Raw genomic sequence first — 17,985 nt, 5'->3', positions numbered from 1 at the left:
GTGGAACTCGGGCTCCGCGAACGTAGGACTCGGGCTCCGCGAATGTGGGACTCGGGCTCCTACTGGCCCCGGTCCCACACGATCACCGGCGCGTCGGGCTGCCCGAACCGTACGATCTTGTTCCCGACGAGCTGCGTGGTCAGCGGCTGGGTGCTGTAGTCCTCGGGTGCCTCGAACGTCGGTCCCTCCGTCATCGCCCCGTCGGCGGGCGAAAACGACACGAGCTGGTGCTTGGAATCGGAGTGCGGCGGGGTGTAGTCGACCCAGACCCTGCCCTGGCTCATGCCGATCATCTCCGCGTCGCCGTCCAGGTCGAAGGCATGCTTCCACCGAGACTGGCCGGTGGTGACGTCCCAGGAGTTCACCGACATCGTTCTGTGCATCGAGGGCGTGGCTCCCTCGTCACTGTCCACGGTGAACATGGTGGTGCCGTCGAAGGCGACGGAGCCGTAGTCGAAGTCCGTGCTGGAGAAATGGGAATTCGACGCGGCGGCCCCGATGGGCACCCGCACCGCGTTCGGTCCGGACAGGTAGTACATCCCGGTGCGCGCGTCCGCGGCGATCAGCGGGTTCACCGACAGCAGCCACCAGGAGCCGGGGGCGCGATCGGTCGACGCCGGAGCCACCCATTTCACCGCGCCGCTGACCGTGTCGTAGGTGCCGACCTTCACGCCGTCGAGGCTGCAGTCCAGCACCTGAGCCGTCACGGCCCCCTCCGCCAGTGCGGACATCGAAGTGCAGGCGCCGTCGAATTCCTCCATCGGAACCGGCGGTGCGGTCCATTTCCGCTGCCCGTCGCGGGCGCCGTAGCCGAACGTGTTCTCCACGTCCTGGACGATCACCATTCCCTCCGCCACCGACAGCGTATCGAGCACGCGGTCCCAGCCGTGGAAGTTTTCTGGCAAGGTCAGTTTCTCGCTCCACAACAGCTTGGCCGCGGTGAGGTCGACCGCGGCGGCGGTGTCGCAGTGGCCGCGGTCCGCGCCCAGACCCACCGCGCCGATCCCGCCATCGGCCTTGGGACTCATCTCGCAGATGACCTGCCCGGGCGGTGCCGGCACCTGCCACAGCTGCTTGCCGGTGGTGAGGTCGTAGCCGGTGACGCCGGTTTCGACGACGTAGGCGACCGTGTGATCGTCGACCACCCAGCCGCCATGCATGTCGCCCTTGGCGTTGATGGCCGCGGCAGACCAAAGTTTCTTCGCCTCACCGGGGCCGCTCCCACCGGTACCCCCGGAGGACGCGCTCTTCCCGGAAGAGAACACGCCGGTCACGGCCAATGTCACGCCGGTGGCCGCGAGCACCACCACCAACACCAGGATCGTGACAACCAGCGGCGCCTTGCTGCGCTTCGGCGGCATCCAGTAGCCACCCGGCATCCCATAACCGCCCGGCTGTTGTGCCGCCTGGGGGTATGGCGTCCAAGCCCCACCGGAAGACTCCCCCGGCGTCCAGTAGCCGGAGGTCTGCCGGCCTTGGGTTGGCTCCCAGTCCGGGGGATGGCCAGGCGGTGGCTGTGTCATGGCTGACATTCCTACCATGATCGACCCGAGGCCCGGCCGGTATCTCACCAAACCGCCCCGTCGTATGTCCTGACGCGCTCTGGAACAGGTGGAGCGGTTGGACTCCGAACGGAAACCGTCCTGCTGGCGGCGGAAACCTCTCCAACGAAAACCAACTGGTGAAGTGGCCAATTCAAACCTGCAGTATTCGCGATGCTCGCCGCTGCGGGGTCACTTCCGGCTCGCGGCTTGTTGACGAAGGTGTGGAAGGTGGTGGCTTCGGCAGAGAATTCAGGTAACGGCCGGCCGCCTGCGCGGTAGTTCGTGGAGCAACAGCCGAGCCCGTCAGGCGCGGCTGAGTTCGACCGCGTGCCGGTGCAGGTGGGTCGGTGCGGCGTGGATCCACGTCCCGTAGATCACCCAGCCCAGCAGCGACAGGCCCAGCCACGAGATCGACCGGTAGATCAACACGCTCGCGGTCGCGCTCGGGTCGGCGATACCGGCCGAGAGAAGCACCGCGAGCAGGCTGGTCGCCGCCAGCCCGAGACCACCAGGCAGGATCTGCAGGGCGATGCTGCCCTGTACGAGCAGGAATCCCACCCACAGCACATTCCACGGCGCCGACGAGCCGACCGCGGCGACGCTGAACGCAAGCGTGGAGAAGTCGAAAACCCAGGTCAGCGCCGCGAGAAAAATGGCGAGCAGCCACCGCGGCAGGCTCGGCCGCAGCAGCGCGATGCGGTCGGCCACCCGCGCCACCACCTTCTCCGCATGCTCCGCCCACGCCTGACGGCAGTCACCGCACCCACCGGGCAGCCGGCGACCCACCCACACCACGGGCCGCATCCCGCGCCGCAGCGCCGCGGGATGCGTCAGCACCTTCCACGCCCCCACCGAACCCAGCCCGACCAGCCCGGCCAGCGCCAGACCCAGCCACAGCGGCAGCCGGCCACCCACGCCGAGCCCGGCCGCACCCAGCACCACCAAGGTGAGCGTGGCCAGCACCCCGGCCAGCAGCACCGACCACGAAGCCAGCGGTGCATCCACACCACGGCGCCGCAACTGGTCGATCGCATACGCGAGAGCGCCCGCACCACCGACCACGGGCACCGTGTTGGAGATGGCGTTTTCGGCGAAGTTGATGCCCTGCACCGTGCGCGCCGGCACCCGAGCACCACCGACCAACAGCAACTGGCGATGCAACTCCCCGTACAACGCCAGTGCCAGCAGGCCCGACACGACCGCCGCGACAACCCACCACCAATGCAGATGATCCAGTGGCCGGGTCGCCTCGTCGACCTGCTTGGCCAGCCCCGGCACCAGGTAAACCAGGTAACCCAGGGCCGCGCCCACGATCACCCAGTGCACCACCTTGCGCCAGTTCTTCCGCAATCGCCGCAAAAGCGTCCGCACCAACGCCAACTCGCGCTACATCCCTCCGGCTGTGCTTCGGTGACTGTCTGCCGAACAGCCGTCGCTTCTTCGCCACCATGAGAACGAAGACGCCGCCACCTCGGGCCGTTTCCGCACCTCGTCCGACCAGTGTGGACGCGTTCGACAGGCCGGACTAGGGCCGGAATGCCCCTCCCCCGATTCACCTGGCCGTGTCGGTTGATCGCGTCGGTCGGGTCGCGCGAGTCGTCAGCGGGTGAATGCCTCGGCGACGGCGAGGCTGTCCTCATACATGTGGTGCTGCGTGATCACCCCATCGCTGACGGTCAGGCGGAGCGCGAAGGTCATCACGAAGCGCTTGCCGGTAGGCTTGACCAACTGGGAACTCGTCCCGATGAGTACCGCATCCGGACCATCGATCATGATCTTGTCGAGGTGCACCTCGCCCTCGCCCGGAACGCAGACGCGCCCGAAGGTGCGGAAGTGGGCCGCGACGTCGGCCCGAGTGGATCGGGGCCGGATCCAGGGCACCACGGGATGCTCCGGTTGCGGCCAGTTCACCCGCCAGTCGACCGTTTCCGCGTAGAGTTCCGCGATCCGCTCCGGCGTGTCCGCCGCGGATCGGGACGCTAGCCATGGTCCACTGACACCCACTGTCAGTGATCGCCAACATACTTCACGTATGCAGGCAAGTCGTCTCGTTCCTGTCGCTGCCGCAAACCGATGACCGGATGACCGCGCATGATCGCGAACACGCCGCCCCATGGCGGGGTCGAGGGGCGTAAGGCGGAGTCGGGCTCGCTTCCTTGACCTTCGCAAGGAAGGATTCCCACCATGGTCGACCTCCACCAACTGGCCGCTTTCTGCGCGATGTCCCTGCTGCTTTCCGCCATTCCGGGGCCCAGCGTGCTGTTCGTCATCGGACGGGCTCTGGCGCACGGACGCCGGGCAGCGTTGGCTTCGGTCCTGGGCAACGCGATGGGCGGTTATCTCCTCGTCGTCGGGGTGGCGCTGGGCGTTGGGGCTGTGGTGGAGCGGTCGGTGCTCCTGTTCAACTTGATAAAACTGGCCGGTGCCGCCTACCTGGTCTTTCTCGGCGTAAAGGCGCTTTGGGCCAGTTGGGGCAGTCGTTCGGGGGCGACAGGGACGCAACCGACACCGCCCGCTGCCGGACGCTCTGTGTGGCAAGGGTTCACGGTCGGGGTGACCAACCCCAAGAGCATCATCTTCCTTACCGCGGTGCTGCCCCAGTTCGTCGACCGGGAAGCCGGTCACGTCATCGCCCAGATGCTCCTGCTCGGCCTGGCCGGTGCAGTACTGCAACTGGTCTCCGATGGCACCTGGGGACTGGCGGCCTCCGCCGCACGGACCTGGCTGGGCCGTTCCCCTCGGCGCATGTCGGTACTCGGCGGAACCGGCGGACTCGCCATGATCGGGCTCGGTGCCACCGTTGCCCTCACCGGCCGCGCGGACTAACAACTGCGTTCACAGCCACCGATGGTGCCGGATCTGCCAACTCTGGCCGACAGCTCAACGCTGTTGCTGGGTTTCCTCGTTCAGGTCGGCGCCGAGAACGGACTCGGGCGCTACGGACAGGCCCTGCTGTCCACCTTGTCCACGTTCTCGCACGAGATCGTGGCCATGACCAGCGCCCGCAAGGTGACCGCCGCGGCCGGGTATCTCCTGGTCACGGTCGGCGTCGGCCTCGGCCTGTCCTTCGCGGGCGCGGCCATCGCCCAAGCCCTGTGGTGCGGCGGACGAATATTGTCGCCCCGCGCAGCGATGTGCCAAGCTGGACGCCGGCTCAACGGGGAGGCGCGGTGGCGGAGTACGAAAGCGTGGGGACGGGCGAGCATTTGGTCTTCGCCCTGAATGGCTGGTTCGGCTCGGCGACCGCCTGGCGGCCCGTCACGCCTTACCTCGACGGCACCCGGTTCACCTACGTATTCCCGGACTACCGGGGTTACGGTGCCCGTAGAGACGTGGACGGCGAGTACACGATCGCCGAGGCCGCCGGCGACGTGCTCGCGCTCGCGGATGAGCTGGGCGCCGAGCGGTTCTCGTTGCTGGGACATTCCATGGGCGGCAGCGTCATGCAGTGGGTGCTCGCCGAAGCGCCCGACCGGGTACGCGCGCTGGCCGGCGTCTCCCCGGTGCCCGCGAGCGGTGTCCCCTTCGACGAGCAGACCCGGCAACTGTTCGACAGCGCGGCAAACAGCCCGGATTCCCGCCGCGCGATCATCGATTTCACGACGGGTAACCGATACACGGGTGTCTGGTTGGACGCGATGGTCGCGCATTCACTCGGTACTTCCGACGAAGCCGCCTTCGCCGCGTACTTGCGCGCATGGGCGGACACCGACTTCCACGAGCGGATCGCGGGCGCCGACGTGCCGGTCAAGGTGATCGTCGGCGCGCATGATCCCGCGCTCGGTGAACCGGTCATGCGGGCGACGTTCGCACAGTGGTATCCGCGGCTGGAGGTGGAGGTGCTGGCCGGCGCCGGGCACTACGGGATGGACGAGACGCCCATCGCGCTGGCCACGTCGGTCGAGAGCTTCCTTCGTGAGCACTGACGTCTTCGATCCCCGGGTGTTCGCCCGCGGGCTGCCGCACCGGGCGCTGCGCTCGCTGCGTGACCACGAACCCGTTGCCTGGCAAGAGGAACACGAGGTCGACGACTGGCCGGCCGGGCCGGGTTACTGGGCCGTGACCAGGTACTCCGACGTCCGGCACGTCCTGCGCACCCCGGAGGTCTTCTCGTCCTGGCTGGGCGCGACGCAGATCCGGGACCCGGAGGCGGACGACCTCGCGTTCATCCGCCGCATGATCCTCAACATGGACCCGCCGGAGCACAACCGGCTGCGCCGCATCGTCTCGGCCGTGTTCACCCGGCGCCGCTTGGAACTCCTCGCCGGCACGATCGCCGAGCGCGCTCGGACATCGCTCAACGCGGTCGCGCCGCGCGGGTGGTGCGACCTCCCGGCGGAGGTGACCGACGATTTCCCGCTGCTCAACCTCGCCGACCTGCTCGGCGTCCCGCCGGGCGACCGGGGGCTGCTGCTGAAGTGGACCAACCGGGTGATCGGCTACCAGGATCCCGAACACGCCGACGTGGTCCGTGACGCCGACGGCAAGCCGGTCAACCCACGTTCGCCCGCGATGCTGGCGGACATGTTCGGCTATGCCAGGGAACTGGCCGAGACCAAACGAAAACATCCCGCCGACGACCTGATGACGGCCTTGGTGCACGCATCGGTGGACGGGCGCGCGCTCGACGAAGCCGAACTGGAGATGTTCTTCTTCCTTGTGGTCATCGCCGGCAACGACACCGTCCGCAGCGCCCTGCCGGGCGGTGTGCTCGCGCTGATCGAACATCCCGACCAGTACCGGCGTCTGCGGGCCGAACCGGACCTACTCCCCTCTGCTGTCGAGGAAATGCTGCGCTGGCACCCACCGGTGCTCACCTTCCGCCGGACCGCCACTCGCGACACCACGCTGTCCGGCACCCGGATCTCCGCCCACGACAAGGTCGTTGTCTACTTCGCCTCGGCACATTTCGACGAGCGCGCCTTTCCCGACCCGTACACCTTCGATATCACCCGAGAGCCCAACAACCATCTCGCTTTCGGGCAAGGACCGCACCTGTGCCTGGGCGCGCACTTCGGGCGACTGCAGTTGCGGATCTTCTTCCGGGAGTTTTTGCGCCTGCTGCCCGAGGTCCGGCTCGACGGCGAGGTCAGGCACCTGACGTCCAACTTCATCAACGGCATCACTCACCTGCCCCTGCGCTGGTAGGGCCGCGCATTCGATCGAGAACGGTTACTCGCGCTCGGCCGAGTCCTGCGATGCGGTCTCGGGCGCGGTCGCGGTGATGCGCCGGCGCCGGACGATCAGGTAGGCGACGGACAGGAGCACGAAGAACGGCACGCCGGCCTTCCACGCCGACTGCAACCCATCGATGAACGGTGTGGACAACATGACCGCAGTGAGGAACAGGATCGCCAGCGGCACCGTGACGCGCGCGGCCCACAGCCGCACCGGCGAATCCGGCAGGCCCTTGGCGCGGCGGGTGCGCCGGAATTTCCAGTGCGTCAACAGAATCAGGATCCACACCACGAGCGCGCCGAAGATCGACACGCCGAACAGGGCGACGTAAGCGCTGTCGGCCGCGGCGACGGACAGGATCGCGGCCAGCGCGAGACCCAGCGCCGACAGCACGAGCGCGTCCCTGGGCACGCCGGAGCGGTTGAGCCTGCCCACCCTCGCCGGCGCGTAGCCGTCGCGGGCGAGCGAGTGCAGCATCCTCGTTGTCAAATAGAGATTGGTGTTCGCGCTGGACAGCGCCGCGGTGAGCACGACGAAGTTGGTGATCGTCGCGGCAGCGGGGATGCCGGCGCCCGCGAACACCCGGACGAACGGACTCTCGGTCACCGTGCCCTCCTGCGAGATCGCCGTCCACGGCACCACGGTCAGCACGATCGCGATCGCGAGCACGTAGAACATGACGAGCCGCAGCACCATCCTGCGCACCGCGCGCGGCACGTCGCGGACAGGGTCGGCCGACTCGGCCGCGGTGATCGACACGACCTCGGTGCCGATGTAGCTGAAGAGCACGAACACCATGGCCAGGAAGAGCCCGCCGATGCCGTGCGGCAGGAACCCGCCGTGCGCGGTCAGGTTGGCCAGCCCCGTCGGCGGCGCCTTCGGCAGACCGACGAACACGAGCACGAGGCCGAGCAGGATGAACACGATGATCGCGGCGACCTTGATCGCGGACAGCCAGTACTCAGCGGTACCGAAGAACGACACCGCGGCCGCGTTCGCGGCGAGCATGACCACGGAGAGCACCACGACCGGCAGCCACAGCGGCAGCGACGGCCACCAGTACTGAACGTAGATGCCGGCGGCGATCACCTCGCCGCCGACCGCGATCACCTGGATCGTCCAGTACGTCCAGCGTTGCACGAAGCCGACCCAGGGGCCGAGGTAGGTGTGCGCGATGGCGCCGAACGCGCCGGCCATCGGGTGCACCACCACCATTTCGGCCAGCGCCCAGCCGATCACCAGCGCGACCAGCGCGCACACCGCGTACGCGATGATCGTGCCCGGTCCGGCCTGCGAGATCGCCAACCCGGAGCCGAGGAAAAGGCCGGTGCCGATCGCACCGCCGAGGCCGATCATGGACATCTGCCTGCCGGTCAGCGCCCTGCGCAGCCCGCCGGAATCGTGCTCCTCCATAGTGGACACTCGTTCCTCCGTCTGCCGGGACTGCGTCGAACGGTGCTTGGGCAGCATCCGTGTCCGGGGCGCCGATGTCAATAGCTCCGCTAAACTCTTTCATCCCTACTAAACGTAGGAACAGGCCAGTGCTCACCGAGTTGCTCGCCCGATCGCGGGCGCACTTCTGACGACTTCAGCGGCGGCGAACGGGCCGGCCTACGGCATCGAGGTGTGCACCACTTCACCGGCCAATACGGGGCTGCCCGTGGTGTTGGATTGCCCGCGCGTTTTGCTATGCGGTCTTGAGTAGGTCCTTGTGTTTGCGGAGGGCGATGAGCAGCGCTTCGATATCGGCGGCGGTGTTGTAGCAGTGTGGGGAGACGCGCACGTTGCCGCCGCGCGAGGAGGTCACGATTCCCTCCGCACCCAACCGGTCCACCAACCGCTCCGCATCCGTGGACGTGATCGCGACGAGCGGGCCGCGGCGTGCGCGGTCCTTCGGGGTGGCGACAACGCCGCCCATTTTCACGACCTCGTCGATCAGGTGGTCGTTGAGCCGTTCCACGTGTGCCGCGGTCCGCTCGACGCCGATCTCCAGCATCAACTCGACTCCCGCGATGGCCGCGTACACCGACGGGATCGGCGGCGTGCCGGCCTCGAAACGGCGCGCATCGGGCGCGGGGCGGTACTCGCCGATCTGCATTTCGTTGACGTCCTGGTCGGCGAACCAGCCGGTCACTGTCGGCACGAGATGGCCGGTGGTCGCGGGGTTCGCGTAGAAGTAGCCGATGCCGGGCGAGGCGAGCAGGTACTTCAACGCGCCGCCGGTGATGAAGTCGACGCCGAGTGCGCCCGCGTCGACCGGCACCGCGCCGGCTGCCTGGTAGCAATCGAGCAGGACCAGGGCGCCGCGCGAGTGAGCGAGTTCGGCGATGGCCGGCACATCGAGCCTGCTTCCGTTGCGGTAGCAGACATGCGTGATCGACACGAGCGCGGTGCGCTCGTCGATCGCGTCGGCCAACCGGTCCAACGACAACGTGTTGTCCGGTTCGGACGGTACGTGCACGACCCGGGCACCGCGCCGTTCCTGCGCGTGCCAGATCTGGCCGATGGTCGGGAACTCCAGATCCGTGGTCACCACGGTGTCGCGCTCCCCGTAGTCGAGCGCGGACGCCATGGCCGCGACACCGGCCGACGCCGACGCGGTGACCGCGACGGCAGCGGAATCCGTGTGCAGCAGCCGCGCGAACGCGGACCTGGCCGCCTCGACCCGGTCGACCCAGTGGCTCCACAGGGAGCCCTCGGCCTCCAGGCCGTCCAGGTAGCTGCCGTAGGCGGCGCGCACGGCATCCGAGAGCGCGCCCTGCGAGCAACTGTTGAGGTACACGCGGTTGGTGAAGATCGGGAACCGGTGTCGGATGCTCTCTGGAAGCCCGGCCTCGCTCATCGTGGTATCCATGTCAGCGGTTGCGCCCCGATTCGATGGTGAGTCGGTCGTGGATTGCCCGCGCCGCCACCCGTTGTCCGGCGCGGTCGGCCTCGGACGGCTTGGCGCAGTCGTGCGCACGCCCGGCGGACAGCGCCTGGACGGGCCGGTGCAGCGCGGCGACGTCCTCGGTGGGGTCGCCCTCGACGGCGACCACATCGGCGGCGAGCCCGGTGGCCAGGCGGCCGGTCACGGCACCGAGGCCGATCGCGGCGGCGGCGCGATGCGTTGCGGCGGCGATGATTTCGCGCGGCGACATGCCCGCGTCGGCCAGCACGTCGAGACCGTCGGCGTAGTTCTCGAACGGGACGAGGCCGATGCCGGCATCGGTGCCGGCGACGAGTTCGACGCCCGCGGCGCGCATGCCGCGCAAATTGTCGATCAACGAGTCGCGTTCGCCCCACGGACAGAAGTACGGGTCGGGCAGGCAGGCGGTGTTCATGGTGGGGCACACGACGATCCCGGCGGAGGCGATCTTCGCGGCGATCTCCGGGTCGAACCTGGTGCCCTGCTCGGTGACCCAGCCGCAGTGCTCGATCATGTCGACGCCCGCCTCGACCGCTCGGCGGATTCCTTCGACGCCGAGCGCGTGTGTGGTGACCGGCATGCCGAGCCGGTGCGCCTCCTCGACGCAGGCGCGCAGTTCCTCCTCGGTGTAGCGGGCCTCCCACGGCCTGCTGCCCGCGGTCATGAAACCACCGGTGGACATGATCTTCACGACGTCCGAGCGCTGTTTCGCCCTGATCCGGACCTCCCGCGCGACCTCCAGCGCGCCGTCGGCCTCGCCGCCCATCCGCCACGCGTGCCCGCCGGTGACGGTGATCGGCGCGTTCGCCACCAGCAGTCGAGGCCCCGGTACCAGACCATCGCGCACCGCGTCGCGCACCGTCGCGGCGACCTCGCCCCGGCAACCGAGGTCGCGGGCGGTGGTCACGCCGGCATCCAGTAGCCTGCGCGCGCTGTTGACCATGCGGCAGGCCAGTTCCGCGTCCGTCGCGGTCAGTTCGCTGCTGGTCGCGGCGGCGCTGCCGTCCATGGCCAGATGCACGTGACAGTCGACGAGGCCGGGAAGCAACGTGGCGTCGCCGAACTCGACAACGCGGGCGATCGACGTCAGCTCGGGCGGCAACTCGGCGAAGCGGCCGACGGCGACGATTTCGGCGTCGCGGACCGCGACCGCGCCGTCGGCGATGATCCCGGCGTCGGCGTCGGGCAGCACCCGGTCGGCCCGCAACACCATGTCGGCCACTACCGCATTCCCTGGCATTCGGCTCCCTTCGGGGCGGCGAGCGTCCACATCGGGCGACGTCAACACGTTCGAGCATATGGTGGCTTTTAACGACAGTCAACGCCGTTCAACGCCATTGACATGGCGGCCCGGCCGTTGCACGCTGAGGCACCCACCGAAGGGCGGTACCGGCACCCAGGGAGGCCACCGTGCCCCAGACGCCCCCATCCCCCACCCCACCAACGGATCGCCGCCGCTGGCACCGGCTCCTGCTCGTCGTGCCGTTCCTGTGGTGCATCGCCGCAGTGCCCTGGGCGGGCGCGGTCCCCTACGCGTTCGGTCACGTCCCCTTCCTGCTGGTGTGGATGGTCGCCGGCGTCATCGTCGGCACCGCGGCCATCGGCACCGTCTACCTCATCGACCGTCGACGCGGCGAACTGGACCAGCCATGACCTACTTCATCGCGCTGCTGGTCAGCGTCGGATCCATCGCGGCCGGCGCCGTGCTCGCCGCCCGGGGCAGGCGCGTGGACGTCACCGAATGGGCCGTCGGCGGACGCCGCTTCGGCAGCTTCCTGTTCTGGTTCGTCCTCGCAGGCGAAACGTTCACCACCTTCGCCCTGCTCGGCGCCTCTCAAACCGTGTACGTCAACGGCGCGGCCGGTTACTACGTGCTCGGCACGGTCGTACTCACCTCCGCCATCGGCTATTGGGTCGTGCCCAGGATCTGGCGCGCCGGCAACACCCACGGCCTGCTCACCGAAGGCGACTACTTCACCCGCCGCTTCAACGCACCCTGGCTCGGTGCGATACTCGCCCTGTTCGGCATCGTCGGGCTGCTGCTCTACTCCGAGGTCCAGCTCACCGGGCTCGCGCTCATCCTGCGCACCCTGTTCGGCAACGGCCTCTCCAACACCGTCTACGTCGCCATCGCCGGCATCGCCGTCGCCGCGTTCGTCCTCACCGGCGGCATGCGCAGCGCCGCGTTCGGCTCCGTCGTCAAGGACCTGCTACTGCTGATCGTGCTGCTGGCCATCGCGTTCAGCGCGTCGTCGGCGGCGCATGTGGACGGTTGGGGCGGCATCTTCGACGCCGTCGCCCGCCAACACCCCACCGCCGCAACCCTGCCCGGCATGACCGGCGGCACGGCGACCAACAGCTGGTGGTGGATGAGCTTCCTGTTGCTCACCCCGATCGGCGCCTTCGTGCTCCCCCACTCCTTCCAGGTCTCATACACCGCACGCGACGTCGCCACCATCCGCCGCAACCAGATCGTGCAACCCCTCTACTCGCTCTTCTACATCCTCGTCATCGTCATCGCGCTCGCCGCACTGCTGGTGGAACCCGGCATGAAAGGCGCCGACGCCAACAGTTCGCTGCTCGTGTTCGTCCGCGACCACTCCCCCGGCTGGCTCGTCGGACTCCTCGCGGGGGCGGGCATCCTCGTCGCGCTCGTACCCACCGGAGTCCTCCTGCTCACCTGCAGCAGCCTGTTCACCCGAAACGTCTACCCGCTGCTGCGCAAAACCCCCGGCGACCGCGAACAACTCCGGGTCAGCCGCATCGCCATGATCGTGCTCGCCGCCATCGCCGTCGCCATCACCGCAAGCCAGAACAACGCGCTCGTCAACGTCATGGTCAACGTCTACAACGCCATCGGCCAACTCGCGCCCGCACTGTTCCTGTCCCTGCTGTGGCGGCGCATCACCGCCATCGGCACCCTGTGCGGAGTGATCGCCGGCACCGCCGGCATCGTCATCCCACCGCTGAGCACCGCACTGCTGGCCCTGTGCCCGGCCGGCACCGTCGTCGGCCTGCCCGCCCTCGTGCTCAACATCATCGTCACCGTTCTGGTCAGCCTCGCCACCAAGGCACCCGACGACACCGCGATCGCCGTCGGCATGCCCACCGTCGACACGCCCCGTCACCGAGCCGAAGTGAATCGGCCCGTGCGAGGATGACCAGGTGGTAGGCACCAGAATTCGCGAACTACGCGTGGTACGCGGCCTGACGGTCACCGAACTGGCCCGGCGCGCCGACGTGTCCACGGGCCTGATCAGCCAGGTCGAACGCGAACTCGCCGACCCCAGCCTGGTCACCATCCGCAAGATCGCCAAAGCGCTCGATGTCCCGTTGTTCAGCCTGTTCGAAGACATCGAAACCGAAGACGTCGCCGTGGTGCGCCGGGGAACCCGGATGCAGATCCAGACACCCGGCGGCGTCCTCTACTCCCGCATCTCCGCCGGGCGCGGACGACTCGAAGTCCTGCAAGGGACCCTCGCCCCCGGCACGGCGTCCGCGACCGAACCCTGGTCACACCCCAGCGAGGAATGCGTCGTCGTCATCGCCGGCAAACTCGTCGTCGAGGTCGCCGGCACCGAACACGCCCTCAACATCGGCGACAGCTGCTACTTCGACTCCCGCCTACCGCACCGCTACGTCAACCCGCACCGCCGCCCCACCGAGTTCATCATCTCGATCACCCCGCCCAGCTACTGAGCACAGTCCCCCGGAGGGCTAAAGGGGCCAAGTCGCGTTCCGCGAAGCCAACGCTTCACTGCCAACGCATCTCCATGTCAGGTCACGCGCCCCGGACCACCGATCCGCACACGCATCAGCTCATTATCGGTGCCATGGCGGCCACGACGGCGACCGCCATCACCGCCAAAGCCGTGACCTCGACCAGCAGTGCGGCGAACAGGATCCGGGCTCTGCTCCGGTTCACCTGTCGCAGGCCGGTGAGCAGGTGGGCGAGAACTTCGTGCTCCGCACGGACGGTCTCCAGATCGTCGTCGCCGTTCGCAGCGGTGAGTTCCCCGGCATCGACGACCGGCAGCCGGGCGGGCAGGTTCACGATCAGGCCGATCGCGGCGGCGAGGACCAGCCCGGCCAGCGCCACCACGAGCAGCACCACGACCGTCGCGCCGAGCACATAGGTCTGTGCGCGGGTCGCCAGCGCGACGAACCCGAGGGTGATCGTGACAAGTGTGCCGGATGTCGTGATGACTGCGATTCCGCGTTGTTCGAGGGAGTTCTTCTTCGCGCGTTCGTCGGCCAGTTGGTCGGTGAGGAGCGCGTGGTACGGGACGGTGCTCATCCGCGGTCCCTCCGCACGAGCGGTGCCCGGTGGGGCGGCGGGATGAACGCCGTCACCGGCCACCGCACCTCCCGCCACGACAGCAAGCCGGAGCATGACTCGTCCAGGCCGAGCCGGTTCGCGGCGGATCGCACCGCGCCGAGCATGTCCAGACCGCCTGCCGCGGAGTGTTTTGCCGAGATGGCGTGGTACGCGGCTTGGCTGCGAGAAGCTCGTTCGGTGAGGTCGGCGAGATCGGCGTCCGGCTCCTCCGGCACCGGCGCGACGTTCGTCCCCAACGCTGCCACCGCGCGTCGCAGGCGCCTTAGCAGCGACTGGCGTTTCCTACTGGGTAGGTTACCGATCCGGCTGCTCAGCGCCGTGAACAGTGTCTCTGCGCGCGTCGCGTCGCGGCGGTCCAGCGTCCGGTCCTCGGGAAGGCGGGCGGCGAGCCACCGGCATAGCGCTGCGGTGTCTGCGTCGACATCCGCGGCGAGGTCGGTCAGCTCCGCGGCGAGCTGCTCACGGCGCTTCACCCACTCTTTGCGCGCCGCGACCGCGCTGCGCCAGGCAGCCGCACGCCGTTCGGCTTCAGCCAACTCGGCCAGGGCCTGCTGTCGCTCGGCCACGTAGGGTTCCATCTCGGCCCGAGCACGGTTGAGCCGTGCGAGCTGAGGTTCAAGCTCGGACTTGACGTGCTTCAGCAGCCCGTACAAGGTGATCCGGCGGTTGAGCCCGACCACGACCACCTGCTGCTCCGCGGTACACACGATCACCGCGCACGGCAGGGTCTCCTCAGCGATGCCGAAGTATTCCTGCAGTTCGGTGGCGACGGTTGTTACGGCTGTCGCGTGCTCGTCAAGGGGCATGGGCAGTGTCGGTGCGTAAGCGGGTGGGCGGGGCCACGGACCGGCGTTGACGAGGCGAGTCCCGTGCTCGTCGCCGAAGAGTGCGATTCCCCGGACAGCGACACCTATGTCGACGACGGCGACACCCGCGGGATCCGGGGTAATCACCGCGACGTGGCGCCCGGTCAAATCGTGGATGCTCGACCAGTCACCGAGGTGTTGCCGGTGCACCACCCCATCGCCCTCGGCCCTGGACACGACGCACACCACTGCCGCGTATCCACCCTTGTCCGGGGGCAGGGGCGCCTCGAGCAGCCTCCGAATGGACGCATCGGTCACCCAGCCCATGACGTCACACCGTCCAATCTCCCCACCGCCATCCTGTCACCGTAACCACGAGAGTCCGCAGGTTGGCAAAGTAGTCGAGGAAATCGGTCCGGGTGGCATGGTCGAGTTAGTCGGCGAGTTCGGCGGTCAGCCATGCCCACTGGGCAGGGCGGCGCCGCTCGCCGCGCCCGTTCGCCGAGTGGGCGATCGAACACCCAGCCGCGTTCGACAGGATGGGACCTCAGGACAATGACTGCCCACTCCAGCGACAGCAAGCTCGGAGATCTTGGCGACGCTCACGGGGTCTAACCAGGGACAGGCGCCAACGCAGGCCCGGCGGAGGCTTCCAGCACGGTCATGTCTTCGTCTTCACGGCCGTGTGTGCTGGGCACGTGGCCCCACCTGCGGAGAAGTTCCGGTCCGCCCCACTTGAACCGGTCGTCCACCTCGTCGAATCGATGCCTGGCCATAGTTCCTCCTGTCATTGCGGGACCGCTCGGTGATGCCGGCAGATCGGCCCACCGAGCGGCCCGAAACGATTGTCCGGTATGGACGATCGTGAGCCGGTGCCATAACTTCACCAGACGGCCACCGCCGACACATCCGGGAAGTCCCCGGACTCCGACCCTGAGATGAGACTCGCACCAGGTCAGGGGATGGCACCACCGAAGCATGCTTTCCGGTCTGGGGTGCCCGCGCCGTATCGGCTCATTTCCTTGCAGCCAGGGCCTTCTTGGCCTCGTGGTGCAGCGAGTCGCCATTGTGGAGTGTGTCGATGATGGTCCGGTGATCGAGCACTCGCCCGAACCCACGGCGCATCGTCCGCAGGGTGGCGCGGTGCGCGTCGGCGTTGTCGGTCGCGTTCACGTCGGAGCCGAACACGATGTGGTAGCCGAGGAAGAAGCCGGTCCGTGCGGTTGATTCGCAGCAGAAGTTCGTCAGGGTGCCGCAAACGATCAGCGTGCGGACGCCACGGCAGCGCAGTGTGTAGTCGAGGTCGGTGCCGGCGAACGAGTCGTAGGTGTGCTTGGCCGAGATGACCCGCTCGTCGTCACGCGGGCGCAGGCGCCGGTACAGCTTCGACCCGGGCGTCGATTCCGCGATCGCGCCGGCGCGGATCGGCGGCCAGTAGGCATAGAAGTCGTGCGCTACATCCGGCGCGATCGTGTGCTCGGTGTACAGCACCGGCACGTCCGTGTCGCGGCAGGCCGAAATGAGCGCTTCGACCCGTGGCAGTTGCCGGTACGCCTCGGGTACGCACATGGGGTTGCCGGGATTGACGAAGTCCTCCTGCAGGTCGACCACGATCAGCGCGCATTCCTGAGGCTTGATCTCGAAGGCCCAGTGCTTGTCGGTCTCGTAGTCGGAGTCGGCGAACGAGATCTGCTCGCGTTCGCCGTCCAGCAACTCATCCTCTCCGCGGTCGTAGGTGTGCAAGAAATCCGTGACGGCTCCCATGAATCCTCCTTCGGTGCTGGATCTTCAGTGCTGGATCTTCAGTGGTTGGTGGGCATGGTCGCGGGGCGCTGTTCGTCGTCCCGTGCGCGGCCACGGCCGACGTCGGACAGGTCCACCGAGCGCGTCTCACGGGCGAGAAGCGTGGCCACGAGGGAGATCAGTCCCATCACGGCCAGGTAAACGCCGATGGCGTAGCCGGTGCCGAAGCGCGCGTACAGCGCGATAGCGATGATCGGCGCGAGGGAGCCGGCCACGACCGAGGCGAGGTTGTAAGCCAGGGATACCCCGGAGTAGCGGACCTCGGTCGGGAACAACTCCGCGAAGAACGCGCCGATGACCGAGCTGTACGCGGCGAAGATGAGCAGCCCGCCGGAAACCGCCACGATGATCGCCGCGGTGGAACGCGTGTCCACCAGCGCGAAGAACACGAAGCTCCACACGATCGTCGCGGCCGACGCCGCCAGGTATATCGGGCGGCGGCCGATCCGGTCGGCCAGCATCGCGAAGAACGGGATCGTGACCACCGCGATGGCCTGGCCGACCATGACCGCGGTCAGCCCGACCGAACCCTTGAGCCCGAGCATGCTGTTGACGTAGGTGATGACGAACAGTGAGAAGAGGTAGAAGCCGGCGTTCTCACCGAACCGGGTCGCGGCGGCCAGCAGGACCTGGCGCCAGTGGTGCCGGATCACCGTGCCGGCGGGCAACGACTTCGGCCCCGCCGGCTCGGCGCGCTGGGCCGCCTGGAACAACGGTGTTTCGGTGACGTAGAGCCGCAGCCAGAGCCCGATGGCCACGAGCACCGCGGACAGTCCGAACGCGATGCGCCAGCCCCACGACAAGAACGCGTCCTCCGGCATGACGCCGCCAAGCAATGCCAGCGCCCCGGCGGCCATGAGGTTGCCCAGTGGCGGTCCCACATTGGGCCACGACGCCCAGAATGCCCGGCGCCTGGTGTCACCGTGCTCGGACACCAGCAGGACCGCGCCGCCCCACTCGCCGCCGAGCGCGAAGCCTTGGACGAGACGGCACGCGACGAGCAGCAGCGGGGCGAGAATCCCGACGGTGCCATAGGTCGGCAGCAGCGCGATGAGGAAGGTGGAGCCGCCCATCAACAGCAGGCTCGCGATGAGCGTGGAGCGCCGTCCCCGGCGGTCACCGAGATGTCCGAGCACCGCCGCTCCCAAGGGCCGCGCCACGAACCCGACCGCGTAGGTCGCGAACGCGAGCATGGTCCCGACCAGCGGATCGGACGCGGGGAAGAACAGCTTGTTGAACACCAGCGTCGAGGCCGTGCCGTAGAGGAAGAAGTCGTACCACTCGACGGCGGTACCGGCCAGGCTCGACCCGGCCACGACGGAAAGCCGGGTATGGGCTCGTTTCTTGCTAGGTTGGTGTGGGGTATTGGCCATGTCGACTCCTGGGGTCGATGGTCCGTGTTGTGGC

The 17,985-nt window shown here is 68.1% G+C and carries 18 protein-coding genes; 7 read left to right on the top strand and 11 right to left on the bottom strand.

Annotated features, from left to right (window positions below; translation table 11 throughout):
• Positions 1–59: 59 nt before the first annotated feature.
• From A3CU_RS0117580 to A3CU_RS45200, 3 genes are all read right to left on the bottom strand, one after another.
• The gene (locus A3CU_RS0117580; RefSeq protein ID WP_169739649.1) at positions 60–1,523 is read right to left on the bottom strand and encodes an outer membrane protein assembly factor BamB family protein; all 1,464 of its coding nucleotides are present in this window, start codon (positions 1,521–1,523) and stop codon (positions 60–62) included.
• Between the two features lie 324 nt (positions 1,524–1,847).
• On the bottom strand, positions 1,848–2,915 hold the full coding sequence (locus tag A3CU_RS0117575; protein WP_169739648.1) for a lysylphosphatidylglycerol synthase transmembrane domain-containing protein: 1,068 nt from the start codon (positions 2,913–2,915) through the stop codon (positions 1,848–1,850).
• 228 nt (positions 2,916–3,143) lie between these two features.
• Entirely contained in the window at positions 3,144–3,548 is a 405-nt protein-coding gene (locus A3CU_RS45200; protein WP_245617142.1) for a nuclear transport factor 2 family protein, read from the bottom strand.
• A 180-nt stretch (positions 3,549–3,728) separates the two neighbouring features.
• On the opposite strand from A3CU_RS45200, the gene A3CU_RS0117565 reads away from it, so the two are divergent.
• Genes A3CU_RS0117565 through A3CU_RS0117550 form a run of 4 tightly spaced genes read left to right on the top strand, consistent with a single transcriptional unit; the run spans position 3,729 to position 6,692 of the window.
• On the top strand, positions 3,729–4,370 hold the full coding sequence (locus tag A3CU_RS0117565) for a LysE family translocator (RefSeq protein ID WP_027943425.1): 642 nt from the start codon (positions 3,729–3,731) through the stop codon (positions 4,368–4,370).
• A gap of 24 nt (positions 4,371–4,394) precedes the next feature.
• Complete coding sequence (locus tag A3CU_RS49835; protein WP_169739647.1) at positions 4,395–4,766, top strand: CrcB family protein; 372 nt, start codon at positions 4,395–4,397, stop codon at positions 4,764–4,766.
• Positions 4,715–5,470 (top strand): alpha/beta fold hydrolase, encoded by a 756-nt coding sequence (locus tag A3CU_RS0117555; RefSeq protein WP_027943424.1) that lies wholly within the window; start codon positions 4,715–4,717, stop codon positions 5,468–5,470. Before A3CU_RS49835 ends, A3CU_RS0117555 begins: the two co-directional genes overlap by 52 nt.
• Entirely contained in the window at positions 5,460–6,692 is a 1,233-nt protein-coding gene (locus A3CU_RS0117550) for a cytochrome P450 (protein ID WP_027943423.1), read from the top strand. The genes A3CU_RS0117555 and A3CU_RS0117550 overlap by 11 nt, the downstream gene beginning before the upstream one ends.
• A 24-nt stretch (positions 6,693–6,716) precedes the next feature.
• On the opposite strand, the gene A3CU_RS45190 is transcribed toward A3CU_RS0117550, so the two are convergent.
• The 3 genes from A3CU_RS45190 to A3CU_RS45185 all read right to left on the bottom strand — a co-directional run bounded on the left by A3CU_RS45190 (position 6,717) and on the right by A3CU_RS45185 (position 10,843).
• Positions 6,717–8,135 carry an amino acid permease gene (locus tag A3CU_RS45190; RefSeq protein ID WP_052371810.1) on the bottom strand — a complete coding sequence of 473 codons (1,419 nt, stop codon included), beginning with the start codon at positions 8,133–8,135 and terminating at the stop codon, positions 6,717–6,719.
• A gap of 274 nt (positions 8,136–8,409) precedes the next feature.
• Positions 8,410–9,564, bottom strand: coding sequence for an aminotransferase class V-fold PLP-dependent enzyme (locus tag A3CU_RS0117540; RefSeq protein ID WP_043841486.1), 1,155 nt, complete (start codon positions 9,562–9,564; stop codon positions 8,410–8,412).
• A gap of 13 nt (positions 9,565–9,577) precedes the next feature.
• Positions 9,578–10,843 (bottom strand): metal-dependent hydrolase family protein, encoded by a 1,266-nt coding sequence (locus A3CU_RS45185; protein WP_245617149.1) that lies wholly within the window; start codon positions 10,841–10,843, stop codon positions 9,578–9,580.
• 197 nt (positions 10,844–11,040) lie between these two features.
• On the opposite strand from A3CU_RS45185, the gene A3CU_RS53510 reads away from it, so the two are divergent.
• Genes A3CU_RS53510 through A3CU_RS0117520 form a run of 3 tightly spaced genes read left to right on the top strand, consistent with a single transcriptional unit; the run spans position 11,041 to position 13,329 of the window.
• A complete protein-coding gene (locus A3CU_RS53510) occupies positions 11,041–11,283 on the top strand; it encodes a hypothetical protein (protein WP_043841420.1) in 243 nt (80 codons plus the stop codon).
• Positions 11,280–12,791: a sodium:solute symporter family protein gene (locus tag A3CU_RS45175; RefSeq protein ID WP_052371808.1), complete on the top strand. Its 1,512-nt coding sequence runs from the start codon at positions 11,280–11,282 to the stop codon at positions 12,789–12,791. The genes A3CU_RS53510 and A3CU_RS45175 overlap by 4 nt, the downstream gene beginning before the upstream one ends.
• 4 nt (positions 12,792–12,795) lie before the next feature.
• Positions 12,796–13,329 (top strand): helix-turn-helix domain-containing protein, encoded by a 534-nt coding sequence (locus A3CU_RS0117520; protein ID WP_027943421.1) that lies wholly within the window; start codon positions 12,796–12,798, stop codon positions 13,327–13,329.
• A gap of 115 nt (positions 13,330–13,444) precedes the next feature.
• Here the strand turns inward: A3CU_RS0117520 and A3CU_RS0117515 are convergent, their stop codons facing one another.
• The 5 genes from A3CU_RS0117515 to A3CU_RS0117495 form a co-directional block, all read right to left on the bottom strand.
• Positions 13,445–13,927, bottom strand: coding sequence for a hypothetical protein (locus A3CU_RS0117515; protein ID WP_027943420.1), 483 nt, complete (start codon positions 13,925–13,927; stop codon positions 13,445–13,447).
• Positions 13,924–15,102: a hypothetical protein gene (locus A3CU_RS0117510; protein WP_027943419.1), complete on the bottom strand. Its 1,179-nt coding sequence runs from the start codon at positions 15,100–15,102 to the stop codon at positions 13,924–13,926. Before A3CU_RS0117510 ends, A3CU_RS0117515 begins: the two co-directional genes overlap by 4 nt.
• Positions 15,103–15,386: 284 nt before the next feature.
• Complete coding sequence (locus A3CU_RS52460) at positions 15,387–15,551, bottom strand: hypothetical protein (protein ID WP_156960404.1); 165 nt, start codon at positions 15,549–15,551, stop codon at positions 15,387–15,389.
• 238 nt (positions 15,552–15,789) lie between these two features.
• Entirely contained in the window at positions 15,790–16,539 is a 750-nt protein-coding gene (locus A3CU_RS45170; protein ID WP_043841418.1) for a cysteine hydrolase family protein, read from the bottom strand.
• A 38-nt stretch (positions 16,540–16,577) separates the two neighbouring features.
• Positions 16,578–17,951 (bottom strand): MFS transporter, encoded by a 1,374-nt coding sequence (locus A3CU_RS0117495; RefSeq protein WP_027943418.1) that lies wholly within the window; start codon positions 17,949–17,951, stop codon positions 16,578–16,580.
• Between the last annotated feature and the right edge of the window lie 34 nt (positions 17,952–17,985).

Origin of the sequence: Amycolatopsis taiwanensis DSM 45107 (assembly GCF_000519205.1) — a bacterium.
GTDB classification, from domain to species: domain Bacteria; phylum Actinomycetota; class Actinomycetes; order Mycobacteriales; family Pseudonocardiaceae; genus Amycolatopsis_E; species Amycolatopsis_E taiwanensis.
Note: the sequence above shows the minus strand (reverse complement) of the source record. Positions and strands in the feature narration are given on the sequence as shown.